Raw genomic sequence first — 13,751 nt, 5'->3', positions numbered from 1 at the left:
AGCCGGCCCATGTCGGAGATAGCACATATGTCGAAGCTCGAGGGCAAGGTCGCCGTCGTGACCGGCGCATCCAAAGGCATCGGTGCGGGGATCGCCAAGGCGCTGGCGCAGGAGGGCGCCGCTGTGGTCGTGAACTACGCGTCCAGCAAGGCAGCGGCTGACGCCGTCGTGGCCGCGATTACGTCCGCCGGCGGCAGGGCCGTCGCGGTCCAGGGCGACGTGTCCAAGGCCTCCGAGGCGCAGGGTGTGATCGATGCAGCGGTGCGGGCGTTCGGACGGCTCGACGTGCTGGTCAACAACTCCGGCATCTACGAGTTCGCGGCGATCGAGGAGGTCACCGAGGAGCACTATCGCCGTCAGTTCGACGTCAACGTGCTCGGCATCCTGCTGGCGACGCGGGCGGCCGCGAAGCATCTCGGCGCGGGCGCGAGCATCGTGAACATCTCCTCGGCGATCACGCACGTGCATACGCCGACGGCGGCGGTCTACGCGGGCACCAAGGGCGCGGTGAACGCGATCTCGGGCGTCCTCGCCAATGAGCTGGCTCCGCGCAAGATCCGGGTCAACGTGGTCAGCCCCGGCTACGTGGTCACCGAGGGCACGCGCACGGCCGGCATCTCCGGCTCGGAGATGGAGGCCGGGATGATCGCGCAGACGCCGCTCGGCCGCGCCGGCCAGCCGGATGACATCGCCGCAATCGTGGCCTTCCTCGCGTCCGATGACGCGCGCTGGCTCACCGGCGAGAACATCACCGCCAGCGGCGGCATCCGCTGAGACACGACGACGGCACCTGCGCGTTTGTCAGTGCCAGACTGCGCGCAGGGCCACCACGCGAGCCGCGCGTCGATGAGCGGCGGAGCTCGTCCGCGCATCTTCCGCTCCGCTTGTCGTCGGGCCGGAAACGGGCCGTGGCCAGCACGCTCCGCGGAGATGATGATGCCGGCGCCGCGCGATGAGCCCGGCTGGCCGGGATTAGCCGGACCGCTCGGGGGAGGGACCGGGTGAGCGAGAGCTTCCGGCATCCGCATGGCGCGCGGATCGCCATCACGTGGAAACGTGCGCGCTGAGCCTACGCCGCGCTCGCGACAGCGGGCTCCAGCCGTGAGGGGCCGCGCAAGAGGGCCGCTCCGTATGGAGGCGGAGCGGCAATCGGCGATCCTACGCGATCGGGCCTACTCTCGGCCCGGGTCCGCCGAGGAGCTTCACGCGTTCGCGCCACCGTCGACCGTGATGGTGGTGCCGGTGATCTGGCGCGCGGCCGGGCTCGCCAGGAACGCCACCGAGGCCGCGATATCGTCGGGCGTCCCGTAATGGCCGAGCGCGGTCATCGAGCGCTGCATGTCCGATTGCGAGCCATCCGCCGGGTTCATGTCGGTGTCGGTCGATCCCGGCTGCACGAGGTTCACGGTGATGCCGCGCGGACCAAGTTCACGCGCCAGGCCCCGGGTGAACGAGAGCAGGGCGGACTTCGACATCGAGTAGACCGTGACCCCGGGGAACGGGACCCGCTCCCCGAGGCAGGAACCGATGGAGATGATCCGGCCGCCCTCCGCGAGGTGCGGGATGGCCGCCTGCGACGCCAGCACGACGGAGCGAACGTTGACGTCGAGGATGGCGTCGATGTCGGCGAGGCTCATCTCCGCTACCGGGCCGCCGCGGGCGATGCCGGCGTTGTTGACGAGGATGTCGAGCCCCCCGAGGTTCTGAGCCGCTTCGTCGACCGAGCGCTTCACCGCCGTCGCGTCGGCACTGTCGGCCTGGATGGCGAGAGCGCGGCGGCCCTTCGCCTCAATGGCGCGGACGATCTCGGCCGCCCGTTCGGCGGACCGCTCGTAGGTGATGGCGACGTCCGCCCCCCGGTCGGCGAGCATCAGGGCTATGGCCGCACCGATGCCGCGTGATGCGCCCGTCACCAAGGCGCGCTTGCCTGCCAGCTCGCTCACATCCGTCTCTTTCTATAATGAACGACACAGAAATGGCTAGATGCGTTGTCGGTCCGGGTCAAGCGTTTTATATAACGACCGATGCAGAAATCGTCTCCGACCTTGAGAACGACGCGGGCAGGGCCGACCCGTGGGCGCGGCCGGCCCCGCGCCTTCGACCGTGACGCAGTTCTCGAACAGGCGATGCGGTTGTTCTGGCGCCGGGGCTTTGCCGCGACATCCATCTCCGATCTGACTGCGGTCATGGGGATCGGCTCGCCGAGCCTCTACGCGGCTTTCGGCTCGAAGGAGGCACTCTACGCCGAGGCCCTGCGCCACTACGGCGATCAGTACGAGGCGATGGTCTGGGCCAACTTCGCCGCAGCGACGACCGCTCGCGCGGCCGTCGAGGCGCTCCTGATGGATTCGGCGGCTGCGCTCACAGACAGCTGCGGACGCGTCGAGCCGCTCGGCTGTATGGTGACGCTCTCGGCTGCCGGCAGCGAAGGACACGCGGAGCTCGGCGCATTGGTGCGGTCGGCCCGCGCCCACGGGTTCGCAAGGGTCGAGGAGCGGCTCGCGCGCGCGGTCGCGGAGGGCGAGATCGAGCCCTCGGTCGACGTCGCCGCGCTCGCCCGCTTCGTGCTCACGGTGCAGAACGGCATGTCGCTCCAGGCACGCGATGGTGCGAGCCGCGAAGAGCTTGAGGCCGTCGCCCGTCTCACGCTGCTGGGGTGGGATGCGCGTGTCGGCGCTTGATGACCGTGTCCCGCGTCGGTGACGGCCCGCCGGTGAACCGAGCGGGTGCCCCGCCGCCCGTCGGCCGCTTGGGTGCCGGTCGGCGCAAGTCCGCGCAGCAGACGAGCGAGGGGTCCGTCATAGCCGCCGTCCCGCAGCGCCTCCGCGCCCCGCGGCCCGGGAGGCGACCGCCACGACGATGGCCGGTCGCTGCCCGCCCGTCACGTTTCCATCTCCTCGGAGAGGCCGGCAGCCTCGACCTTGATGGCCCGGACCGGGCGGGGGTGCTGCGCCCGCTCGATCTGCGACCGCTTCGCCTCCGGCGCCGCCGGATCGTAGAACGGGATCTCGTGACCCCGGACCTCGAAATGGTCCGGGGCAGCGGAGCGGCGCTGGGCGTAGCCCTGGCAGCGGTTGAGATCGACGACGACACGCATTCCTCGGCTCCGAGCGAGGGGGCGGGTGATCGGTGGGGCGGGAGTCGCGCTCGCTCGAATGCCGGATCGGCTCATGTCCAGGCGCGCAGGCGGCCGGAGTCCAGCGCTTCCCGGGCGCAGCGGTAGCCGAGCTCGGCCGTCGTCGCGAAGCTCGACCACGCCCGCAGGTCGACCCCGGCCAGGGCGGGCTTGAGCAGGACGGCGGCGCGCGTGACGGCCGCCATGGTCTGGGCGTCGCTCGACACCATGGCCGAGCGCAGGAGCAGGTGGGCGATGCCGGGGAGCTGATCCGAGATGCCGAGGAAGCGGCGGAACGCCTGGGCGCCCCGGCCCTGTCGGGGCATGACCTGGAAGGCGGCGTCGCTGCCGACATCCACCGCGAGGACCGGCCCGCGGTCGAGATCGGCCATCACGTCGGCGGGCAGGTTGTTCATCATGCCGCCATCCACGAGGATGCCGTCCGCGCTCGCCACCGGGGGCAGCAGGCCAGGAATGGCGATGCTGGCCCGGATCGCCCGGTCGAGGGGGCCCGCCCAGTGGACCATGGCGGTGCCGGTGGTGAGGTTCGACGACACGCAGAAGAACGGGCGCCAGAGATCCTCGACCCGGGCGTCCCCGAACCGCGCGGCCAGTCCCGCATCCACCTTGGCCCCGCGCGTCAGCGCGTGGAACGGCAGGGTGTAGTCGTCGAGGGGGTTGCGCCCGACGAAGGACGCGACCGTGTGGCTCTCGATCGCGTCGAGGCTCCAGTCCAGGGCGACGCTGGCGGCCAGGATCGAGCCCATGCTGGTGCCGCCGACGAGGTCGATGTCGAGCCCGGCCTCGCCGAGCGCCCGCAGGACGCCGAGATGGGCGAGGCCGCGGGCCCCGCCGCCGCCGAGGACGAGGGCGCGGGCATGGCCGGACGCGATCCGGGCCAGCCGGCCGAAGTCGCCGCCGTGGTTCTCGCGGACCTGGAGCCGTAGCGAGAAGGGGAGGGCGGCGACGTCCGGATGCAGGGGGCGCGGCAGGCGCGCCTCGGCGGGCTGCGCCACCGCGAGGTCCATGCGGATCCAGGGGGAGCGGATCGCGGCCAGGTAGGCGGCGGCGCCCGGCCGCGGCGGCACGCCGGGCTCGGCCAGCAGCAGGACGTGGTCGGCATGGCGCAGGCAGAGCCGGCACCACGGGCAGTCGATCTGGTGGGCGACGAAGACCGTGCGGTCGTGCGCCTGCTCGTAGCGGTGGAACCACGCCTCGTCGGCCTCGGGCGGCCATTCGGACAGGCAGCCGGTCTGCCCCGGCAGTGCGGCGTCGAGGGCTCGCGCCAGCCGCTCGCCGAAGGCCGTCGCCTTGCGGCCCTCGGTCACCGCCAAGATGGCGAAGCTCCGCGGCGCGTGGCGCAGGGTCACGCCCGTATGGGCGATGCGCAGCCGCGCGGCCAGGATCCGGGCGAAGTAGAGCAGCGTCCCGGGATGGGCGGCGATCAGATCCGCGAACGCCGCGCGGGAGAGCCGCAGGAGGTGCGTGTCGCGCAGGGCCGTCGCGGTGATCGAGCGGGGCTCGCCGCTGAGCAGGGCGAGCTCGCCCACGGTGTCCGGCGGGGACAGGCGGATGAGGCGGCGCACGCCGCCGTCGCGCGGGTCGCGGGTCGAGAGGCCGACCGCGCCGCTGGCCAGCGTGTAGAGCGCGTCGGCCTCGTCCCCTTCCTCGAACAGCGTACGCCCCCCGGCGACGGCGACCGAGGTCATCCGCGCCCGGACCGCGTCGGCGGCCTCTCCGTCGAGGTCGGCCAGGAACGGGATCTCCGGGCGCCCCGGGGCAATGGCGACCGGGTCAGGCACAGGGCCGCAGATGTCGAGGCGTTCGGTGCTCATCGGCCGGCGCGCCGCAGCAGGTGATCCGCGAGGATCCCGAGCGCCGCACCGCTGCCGACGCGGCCGAGGCCGAGGCGCAGGCGGTCCGTGGGGATCGACGCCAGCGCAGAGTGCCACAGGACGGAGGGCAGCACGAGGACGCCGTCCTCGGACGCGAGAGTGCGCGCGAAGGCGGTCGCCCCCTCACGCCCGCGGAAGCGGGGACAGGCGAAGGCGAGGTTCGCCGGCTCGTCCGGATCGAACAGGTCCGGGTAGCGGTCGAGGAGCGCCCGCAGCCGGTGCTGGTTGCGGTGTCCGATCCCGCGGGCGCGGCCGGTCAGGTGCGGCTCGGCCCGCAGCGCGACCTGCGCCAGGATCTCACTCGGTCCGGCGAGGCAGCTCGACAGCAGGCTCTTGGCGGTGAGGGCGCGGTCGAGCACCCCGCGGTCGCGACAGGCGGCCCAGCCGACGCGCAGGCCGGGAAGCCCGAACCCTTTCGACAGCCCGTCGATGGAGATCCCGCGCTCGTACAGGTCGACGACGGGGGGGACGGCGCGCTCCGGGTCGCGATCCGTCTGGCGGTAGACTTCGTCGTTGACCAGCCAGAGCCCGTGTCGGCGGCAGAGGTCGATCAGACCGTCCAGGGTCGCTCGATCCAGCGCCGCGCCGGTCGGGCTGTTGGGGAAGTTCATCAGCACCAGCCGCGTGTTCGGCCGGATGGCCGCCGCGAGGCGGTCGAGGTCGAGGGTCCAGTTCCGGTCCGAGTGGAGAGCGACGCCATCGGCCGCGCACAGCCGGGTCACGACGAGTTCCGAGGGCTGGTAGATCGGCACCACCACCACCGCGTGATCGGCCGGACCGAGCAGCGCGCTCAGCACGCAGGTCACCGCTTCCTGCGCGCCCGCGCTGATCAGAACGTCGCCCGCCTCGAGCCGGTGGTAGCGGGCGGCGACTGTGGCGCGCAGCCAGGAGGCGCCGCGCGGGTCGGCGTAGCCGAGATCGGCCTCCCGCCAGCGCCGACGCTCCTCCGGGCCGGCGAGGCGCAGCAGCGCGGTGAGCGTCAGCGGCTCCGAATCCGAGGCGGCGAGGGCGTGGTGCGCGCAGCCCGACCAGCGGTCGAGATACGCCGCCAAGGCGAACGCCCGCGACGGGGCGATCCCGCAATCCCGCCCCGCGTCGGGGCCGGGCTCCTCCGTCCGGGGGGCGGCCCGCAGGCCCGGTGCAGCGTCGTCCTCGAGCGCCATCGCCGACCTCACGCGCCCCGCGCCGGCCCTGCGGCGACGCGCAGGTAGGTCGCGCCGATCCGCGTCGCGGCCCGCAGCGTCCCGCCGAGCGAACCCGCGACCTTCGAGGATCCGCCCAGACGGCGCCGGTAGGGCATCGGCACCTCGCGGATGCGCAGGCCCGCGCGCGCGGCCTGCATCTGCATCTCGATGTTCCAGCCGTAGGTCAGCTCGCGCAGGTCGAGGGCCCGCAGCGCGGCGCGGTCGATGGCGCGGAAGGCGCACATGTCGGTGTAGCGGACACCGTAGCGCAGGCCGATGCCGAGGCCGGCGAGGCGGCCGGCGAGGACCTGGTGCCAGAGCATCGATCCGGGCGCGCGGCGCCCCAGGGTGCGCGAGGCGAGGACGAGGTCGTGGCTGCCGGCGAGGACCGGGCCGGCGATCCGGTCGATCAGGTCGCCGCGATCGGCGCCGTCCCCGTCGAGGTAGACGATCACGCGCGAGGCCGGGGCGGCCGCGGCCGCCCCGTGCGCGCAGGCCCGGCCGTGGCTTCGCCGGCATCATGCCGGTCTGGGGCGGCTACCACCGGCTGTTCTTCCTGGCCGACGACACCGGCCTGCCCGGTCGAGGCCTGGATCTGCGCGATCTGCCCCGAGATCTCCTGCGTGGCCCGGGCGGTCTGCTCGGCCAGCGCCTTCACCTCGGAGGCGACCACCGCGAAGCCCTTGCCCGCCGCGCCCGCGCGCGCCGCCTCGATCGTGGCGTTGAGGGCCAGCAGGTTGGTCTGGCCGGCGATGCCCGAGATCATCCCGACCATGTCGCCGATCCGCGCGGCGTTCTGGCTGAGCGCCTGGACGAGGTGGGCGGTCTGGCCGGCCTCGCCCACCGCGGCCTGCGCGAGCTGGGCCGAGCCAGTCACCTGCCGGCCGATCTCCTGCACCGACGAGCCGAGCTCCTCGGCCGCGGCCGCGACGGTGCTGACGTTGGAGGCGGCCTCCTCGGCCGCCGCCGCCACGGTCGTCGACTGGCTCGCCGTCTCCTGGGCCGTCGCGGTCATCTGCTGGGCCGTGGCCTGGAGCTCGGTCGCGGACGACGACACCGTGCCGATGATCCCGCCGACCGCGGCCTCGAAGCCGTCGGCCATCTGCCGCATGCCGGCCTTGCGCTGCTCCTCGGCGGCCAGGCGCGCCTGCGCGGTCTCCGCCTCGAGCCGGCGGGTGCGGATCAGGTTGTCCTTGAAGACCTGAACGGCCGCCGCCATCGCGCCGACCTCGTCGCGGCGCGCGCGGTGGGGCACCGCCCCGCTCGTGTCGCCCGCGGCGAGGACGGTCATCGCTTCCGTCATCGCCTGGATCGGGCGGGAGACGCGCAGCAGCACGAACGCGGTCGCGCCGCAGGCCGCCAGCACGCTCAGCGCGATGGAGAGGTAGGCCGTCAGGGTGGCGGACTCCGTGGCCGCCACGGCGCTGTCGGCATCCGCGTGCGCGCCGCGCTCGTTCAGGGCGACGTCCTCGGCCAGCGTGTCGCGGGCGGCGTTGTAGAGATCGACATTGGCCGGGTCGGCCATGAGCCGGATACCGTCGGCGCCCTGACCCGCCTCCGCCAAGCGCGCCGCCGCGCGACCGACGGCCTGGTAGCGATCCCAGGTGGCATCGAACGCGTCGTAGAGGGCTCGCTCGTCGGCCGAGGAGATCAGGGGCTCGTAGGCCTTCCGGGCGGCGGCGAGGGCCACGACGGCCGCGTTGACCTGCCGCGCGTTCTCGGTCCGCTGCTCGGGGCTGCCGGCCAGCGTCAGCGTCCGCAGCTGCTTGATGCGCACCTCCGAGGCCGCGGCGCGGATGTTGGTGATCGCCACGACGGAGGGCAGCCAGTTCGCGGCGACGCCCGTGACGTTGGCACGGAGGCCGGAGAGCGTGAGGGTCGTGAGAACGGCCTGGCCGGCGCACAGGAGCGCGAGGAGGCCGAAGGCGGCGAGGAGCGACGCTTTGACGGTCAGGTGGAGGCGCATGATCGGGTCCTGGACGGGGCACCCCGCACGTCCGCGACGGCACCTGCCGGAGCGCAGGCGGTCAGGCGGCCGCACGGGCACGAAGGGGTGAGCCTGGACGAGCTTCCCGCCCATCGAGGCAGCCACCAAGCAGCTTACACCTCGCCCTGAAAGGCTTAATATATATATTCGCGACAGTTTTTGCCGGCTTTGCCGGCGGTCAACTAAAGGTGATCGGCCGCTTTTCCCGGCGACCCTATCCGACGACAGGATTGTTCTTGCCGCGGCCCCCGACTTCCTTATCCCCGTACCGGGGCTCCGGGCGCGCTAGATCAGCGCGAGGAGGGCGAGCGCGCTGGATGCGCCGACACAGAGCGCGAGGATGACGTCGCCCCAGGACAGGAATCGGGGCTGTTCGGCCATGTTCATGGGCCGGCGAACGCGCTGAGGCCGGTCGGGTTCCCGGGGCGCGCACCGGGCCGGGCGCGGTGTCGCAGACGCGCAACAGCCCTCGTTGCGGCAGGCCGGGAGCCCGATCTGCGGCGCCCACGCTCGGGCGCCGCCGCCGACGCTTGCGCGTGCGGAGCCCGTTCGCCGGCGGGGTGGTCAGGTCCACCCGCGGAAGGCGCCGTCAGCGGACGGGCGAGACCGGGCCGCGCCGGATCCGCACCGCGCTGTCGGCCGGAGCGCGCCTCCTGCCGTCGCGACAGCATCGATGGCGGGCGTGCGGGACGATCCTGCGGGACGATCCTGCGGGACGATCCTGCGGGACCCGTCATCCGCGGACTTCGCGAGATGATCCGAGGATGGCGTGCGGTCCGGAGGCCGCCCCGCCGTGCGGGACCCGACGGATCGGGCCGGCGCCGACGGTCAGAACCGTCCGGCGATCGTCAGCCGCACGGCCGCGGGCTCCACCGGGTGGAAGACGCGGTCGATCAGCCCGGCGGCGGGCTCGCCGGGCAGGCGCGCGACGTAGGCGTAGGTGATCTGGTCGGACCTGCTGTTGGTCAGGTTCAGCACGTCCAGCGAGACGCTGACGCCGGTGTCGAACGTGTAGCCGATCCGGCCGTTGACGAGGGCGGTCGCCCGCGAGCGGATCGAGCCGTCCTCGATCAGCGGCCTGGGGCCGAAGTAGCGGAACCGCAGCGACCCGAACCAGCCGCGCGGCTCGCCGAAGGTGACGCCCGCCGACGCGACGGTCGTGGGGGCTTCCGGAATCCGGTTGCCCGCCGGGTCGGAGCTGGAGAACCGGGCGTTGGTGATCGTCAGATCCCCGTCCAGGGCGAGCCACGGCGTCAGCGCGTAGCGGTTCGTCCATTCGACGCCGAAGCGCCGGGTCGGGCGGCTCGGCTCCGTGGTGCCGGTGTCGCCCTGGAAGATGTTCTCCGAGGCGAAGTCGAGCCGGAACAGGGCGAGGCTCGTCTCCAGCCCACGGAGCGAGCGGTTGCGCAGGCCCAGCTCGTAGCCGGTGGAGGGCACCAGGAAGGGCGACCGGGTGATGTTGAACAGGGGGCTCGCGGGATCGACCGTGGCGGTGACGCCGCGCGCGTCGTTCGAGTGGAAGCCGCCGCCGTAATTCACGTAGATCTCGGTGTCGGACCACGGCCCGAGCACGAGGCCGAGCTTCGGGTTGACGATGCCGTCGGTGACCCGGCCGGAATTGGCCGGCGTGTCCGAGCGGACATCGGCGGAGTAGCCGTCCGCCCGCACGCCGACGCTCGTGCGCAGCCACGCGGTCCAGCGCACCCGCGCGTCGAGGTAGAGGGCGCCGCTCGATTCCAGCACGCGGTCGTCGAGCACGGTCGAGCGGTACTGGCGGGAGGCGGTGTTGAACAGGCCGACGCGGATCGCGTCCGTCCGGGTCTGGGCGCCGATTTCGACCTCCAGCGGCCGGCCGAACAGGCCGCTCTGGAAGATGTGCAGCACCTCGCCGCCGCCGAGGACGCGCTGGTCGCGCTGGTGGAACTGGTCGCCGCCGACGGGATCGGTGAGGAAGTAGGTGAAGTCGTTGAACAGGTTCATCCGGTAGCGGATCACGTAGGCCGAGGCCCGCGTCACGCCGGTCCCGTCCGCGGCGCTGAACCGTCCCGAGAGCGAGAAGCGGCCGGTGTCGCCGCCGTCGGTGGGGTCGAGGGTGCCGTAGCGGCCGATCAGCCCCTGCGCGACGGCGCGCTCGGGGATCTGGTTGGTGGCCGTCCAGCGGGCCGCGTAGGCCATGCCGGTGACCGCGAACCCGTTCAGCGCCGTGCCCTGGCTGTAGCGGGCGACGCCGTTGAGCTTGCGCAGCGCGTCCGGGACGGCCCACGGCCCGTCGTAGACCTGCGCCTCGCCGGCCACGAGCAGGGTGCCCTCGCCCAGAGGCGCCGAGGCGATCGACAGGGCCCGCCTGTAGCCGAAGCTGCCGAGCGTGGTCAGCGCGAGGTTCTGCTGCACGGTGTCGAGGTAGTCGATGCGCACCGAGCCCGCGGAGGCGAAGTCGCCGTCGCGCACGAAGTACGGCCCCTTGTGGTACTCCACCGCGCCGACGAGTTCGGGGATGAGGAAGTTGAGGTCGGCGTAGCCTTGGCCGTGGGCGTGGGTGCGCATGTTGACCGGCATGCCGTCGACGCTGAGGGCGATGTCGGTCCCGTGGTCGAGGTTGAAGCCGCGCAGGAAATACTGGTTGGCCTTCCCCTCCCCGCTATGCTGCGTGACGATCAGGCCCGGCACCGCCTCCAGGACCTCGCCGGGGCGCGTCACCGGGCGGGCATTGACGGCCGCGCCGCCGATGAGGCCGGCGCTGGCCGCGTCGACGGTCAGCAGGGAGCCGCCGATCCCGGTGACGCCGCCGACATAGCCGGCGCTGGCGCCGGGCGTGCCCGTCGCGGCGATGACCGGAGGCGCCGCGGAGACCACCGAGATCTCGGACAGGGTCACGGCGGACGGCGTCGGGGCGCCGGCCTCCGGCGCCGCCCAGCCGCGGCCGCCGGTCGCGACGACGAGACCGCCCGCGGTGAGCAGCCGGGTCACGGCGCGGAGGCCGGGACCGGCAGGACGGTGGCGGGAGGTCGGTTGAGACACCGGCAGACCGGACGTGGCGTGGCGATCCTCAGGGTCTCGCACGCCGCGCGTATGATAAACATACGAAAACGTCACACCGACGCCGTAACCCGGTCCTGTGTCGCGTGGAGCGCAGTCCGGGCCGTCGGAGCGCAGTCCTCAATCCGGGCTGTCGTCGCCGTGACCCGGGCGGCCCCGCGCGTCGTCGGCCTCGGGGATGAGGTGCAGGTGCCCGTAGCGGACGCCGCGCTGCGTGACGACGGCGTCGGCGTAGCTCTGCATCCGGGCGACGGGCCCGCGCAGGACCGCCACCTCGAGGCACGCGTCGTGGGTCAGGTGCACGTGCAGGCTGGCGATCGAGACGCCGTGCTCATGCCCCTCACCGGTCAGCCGGCGGGCCAGATCGCGGGTGCCGTGGCTGTAGACGTAGCTCAGGGCCCCGTAGCAGGGCTCCGATCCGGTCTCCGCGGCCCGGGTGGGCGCCAGGGCGTCGCGGACGATGTCGCGCACCGCCTCCGAGCGGCTGCCGTAGCCGCGCCGTTCGCAGAGATCGTCGACCGCCGTCAGCAGGGCGTCGCCGATGGTGATGGTGATGCGCTGCATGCCCGTCCTGCCGCTCCCCTGGCGTTCTGGTACGGGCATGCGGGGGCCGTGAACAGCCGCCGGGCCCGCATCCTCCCGGGCGAAACCGCGCGAGCACGGGCGATCCCGGGCGACCCGCCGGGGCCGGCGCGGCAGAAAAAGAGCCCCGAGGGCCGCGCCCCGGGGCTCGAGTCTTGGGTCTCGGGGACATGTCCCGCGCGCGCTTGGGATGGACCGCGCTGGAGCGCCTGGGCCGAAGGATCAAGGGCGTGAAAATCGACGGCGCAGGCGCGGCCGGCTGGCATGCCGGCCGATCCATTCTGCACAGATACAGTCGAAGCGCATCCGATATATGACAGACTTCGAGAAGTATTTTGAATTATCTCGCCGCGTCCGGTTCCGGTTACCGGTTCAATTTTATCATATCGGCCTCCGATCTACCGGTATCGGCGTTCCGGACCGGGCCTGATCCTGCCGGGGACGCTCCGCGATCGTGCGGACCGCCACCAGGATGAGGGCGGCGACGGCCAGCATCGCGCCGTCGAAGGCGAGGAAGACCGGCTCGACCGGCGCGTCCCCGCCGAGCCGGCGCGCGACGAGGCGCCCGACATCCGCGGCCGCGACGGCGCCGAACAGCCCGGCCGCCGCCGTCAGGGTCTCCGGCCAGACCCGGCCGGCCGGGCGCAGCAGCGCCGCCAGGGCGACGAGCAGCCAGGCGGCGAAGAAGGCCCCGACCTCCCAGTCCGCCCGCGCGGGCAGCGCGGCGGGCAGGAGCCGGTTGGCCAGGAAATAGGCGGCGAGCGCCGCCGGCAGCCCGGCGATCGTCGCGACGTTCAGGCCCTGGACCAGCCGCAGGCCGAAGCCCCGGGACGCGCCCCGCTTGGGCAGGCGCGCCACCGACCACAGCAGCAGCCCGGTCGCCACCATGGCGCTGCCGGCGAGGCCGCACAGGAAGAACAGGACCCGCAGCGCCGGCCCGGCGAAATGCGCCTCGTGCAGGCCGACCATCGTGGTGAAGGTCTTGGTCGCCGGCCGCAGGCCGCCCGCGCGGACCTCCAGGACCGCGCCCGTCACCCCGTCGAAGGCGATCTGCGGATGCTCGTGGGAGAGTCCGTGCGGCTCCTCGAACACCGCGACCAGCGTGGCCTGCGCGTCCCTCGGGTTGACGATCGTGATCCGCTCCAGGGGCTCCGCCCGCATCGCCAGGGCGCGGACCACCAGCGGCCCGACCGGCGCCAGCGTGCCGGGCTGGCCGGCGGGCGGGCGCAGCGCGGTGATCTGGCCGGATTCGGCGAAGTAGCGCTGGCCGTCGCCGCGATAGGCCGTGTTCAGGCCCCAGGGCACGTACATCACCATGAGGGTGGCGAGCCCGGTATAGGTGATCATCAGGTGGAACGGCAGGGCGAGGACGCCCGTGACGTTGTGCGCGTCCAGCCAGCCCCGCTGGGCGGACTTGTCCCGGCGGAAGGTGAAGAAGTCGGCGAAGATGCGCCGGTGCGTGACGATCCCCGAGATCAGCGCCACCAGCATGATCATCGCGCAGGCGCCGACGATCCAGCGGCCCCAGAGCGGCGGCAGGTTCAGCTCGAAGTGGAAGCGGTAGAGGAAGTCGCCGCCGCGCGTCGCGCGCACCGCCGCCGACGCGCCGCTGTCGGGATCCAGGAGGACGTGGCCGGGCGGGCGGCCCGGCCCCGTCCGCCAGAACAGCTCCAGCACCGGCCTGTCGGGCCGCGGCAGCGCGAGGAACCACGTCCGCGCGCCGCCCGCATGGGCCTGCAGGTGGGCGACGCCGCGCTCGGCCGCCGCCGCGAGTTCCGCCGGCCCGAAGGTCCGGTCGGTGCGGAGTTCCGGCCGCATCCACTGCGAGATCTCCGGCCGGTAGTAGCTCGCCGTGCCGGTCACGAAGACGGCGAACAGCACCCAGCCGACGACGAGGCCCGACCAGGCGTGGAGCCACGCCATCGACTGCCGGAAGGTCCTGCCCACGGCGA

At 73.0% G+C, this 13,751-nt stretch carries 11 protein-coding genes; 2 read left to right on the top strand and 9 right to left on the bottom strand.

The window, feature by feature from the left end:
• Positions 1–27 precede the first annotated feature (27 nt).
• Positions 28–774 carry a glucose 1-dehydrogenase gene (locus tag MOTC310_RS26975; RefSeq protein WP_331303968.1) on the top strand — a complete coding sequence of 249 codons (747 nt, stop codon included), beginning with the start codon at positions 28–30 and terminating at the stop codon, positions 772–774.
• A 428-nt stretch (positions 775–1,202) separates the two neighbouring features.
• Here the strand turns inward: MOTC310_RS26975 and MOTC310_RS26970 are convergent, their stop codons facing one another.
• On the bottom strand, positions 1,203–1,943 hold the full coding sequence (locus MOTC310_RS26970; protein ID WP_331303967.1) for an SDR family NAD(P)-dependent oxidoreductase: 741 nt from the start codon (positions 1,941–1,943) through the stop codon (positions 1,203–1,205).
• 81 nt (positions 1,944–2,024) lie between these two features.
• Between MOTC310_RS26970 and MOTC310_RS26965 the strand changes: the two genes are divergently transcribed.
• Positions 2,025–2,681: a TetR/AcrR family transcriptional regulator gene (locus MOTC310_RS26965; RefSeq protein ID WP_419539961.1), complete on the top strand. Its 657-nt coding sequence runs from the start codon at positions 2,025–2,027 to the stop codon at positions 2,679–2,681.
• 200 nt (positions 2,682–2,881) lie between these two features.
• Here MOTC310_RS26965 and MOTC310_RS26960 read toward each other — a convergent pair whose 3' ends face one another.
• The 8 genes from MOTC310_RS26960 to MOTC310_RS26925 all read right to left on the bottom strand — a co-directional run bounded on the left by MOTC310_RS26960 (position 2,882) and on the right by MOTC310_RS26925 (position 13,746).
• On the bottom strand, positions 2,882–3,097 hold the full coding sequence (locus tag MOTC310_RS26960; protein WP_331303965.1) for a ferredoxin: 216 nt from the start codon (positions 3,095–3,097) through the stop codon (positions 2,882–2,884).
• Positions 3,098–3,168: 71 nt separating this feature from the next.
• Positions 3,169–4,950 (bottom strand): patatin-like phospholipase family protein, encoded by a 1,782-nt coding sequence (locus tag MOTC310_RS26955; protein WP_331303964.1) that lies wholly within the window; start codon positions 4,948–4,950, stop codon positions 3,169–3,171.
• On the bottom strand, positions 4,947–6,173 hold the full coding sequence (locus MOTC310_RS26950) for a pyridoxal phosphate-dependent aminotransferase (RefSeq protein WP_331303963.1): 1,227 nt from the start codon (positions 6,171–6,173) through the stop codon (positions 4,947–4,949). The genes MOTC310_RS26955 and MOTC310_RS26950 overlap by 4 nt, the downstream gene beginning before the upstream one ends.
• An 8-nt stretch (positions 6,174–6,181) precedes the next feature.
• A complete protein-coding gene (locus MOTC310_RS26945) occupies positions 6,182–6,649 on the bottom strand; it encodes a hypothetical protein (RefSeq protein ID WP_331303962.1) in 468 nt (155 codons plus the stop codon).
• Entirely contained in the window at positions 6,646–8,160 is a 1,515-nt protein-coding gene (locus MOTC310_RS26940; protein ID WP_331303961.1) for a methyl-accepting chemotaxis protein, read from the bottom strand. The genes MOTC310_RS26945 and MOTC310_RS26940 overlap by 4 nt, the downstream gene beginning before the upstream one ends.
• 849 nt (positions 8,161–9,009) lie before the next feature.
• Positions 9,010–11,148 (bottom strand): TonB-dependent receptor, encoded by a 2,139-nt coding sequence (locus MOTC310_RS26935; protein ID WP_419539960.1) that lies wholly within the window; start codon positions 11,146–11,148, stop codon positions 9,010–9,012.
• Between the two features lie 189 nt (positions 11,149–11,337).
• A complete protein-coding gene (gene nikR, locus MOTC310_RS26930; RefSeq protein WP_331303959.1) occupies positions 11,338–11,781 on the bottom strand; it encodes a nickel-responsive transcriptional regulator NikR in 444 nt (147 codons plus the stop codon).
• Between the two features lie 399 nt (positions 11,782–12,180).
• On the bottom strand, positions 12,181–13,746 hold the full coding sequence (locus MOTC310_RS26925) for a PepSY-associated TM helix domain-containing protein (protein WP_331303958.1): 1,566 nt from the start codon (positions 13,744–13,746) through the stop codon (positions 12,181–12,183).
• Positions 13,747–13,751: the final 5 nt, after the last annotated feature.

This window comes from Methylobacterium oryzae (genome assembly GCF_036441375.1).
Taxonomy (GTDB): domain Bacteria; phylum Pseudomonadota; class Alphaproteobacteria; order Rhizobiales; family Beijerinckiaceae; genus Methylobacterium; species Methylobacterium oryzae_A.
The sequence above is the reverse complement of the archived record's forward strand: the minus strand, read 5'-3'. Positions and strand labels throughout refer to the sequence as shown.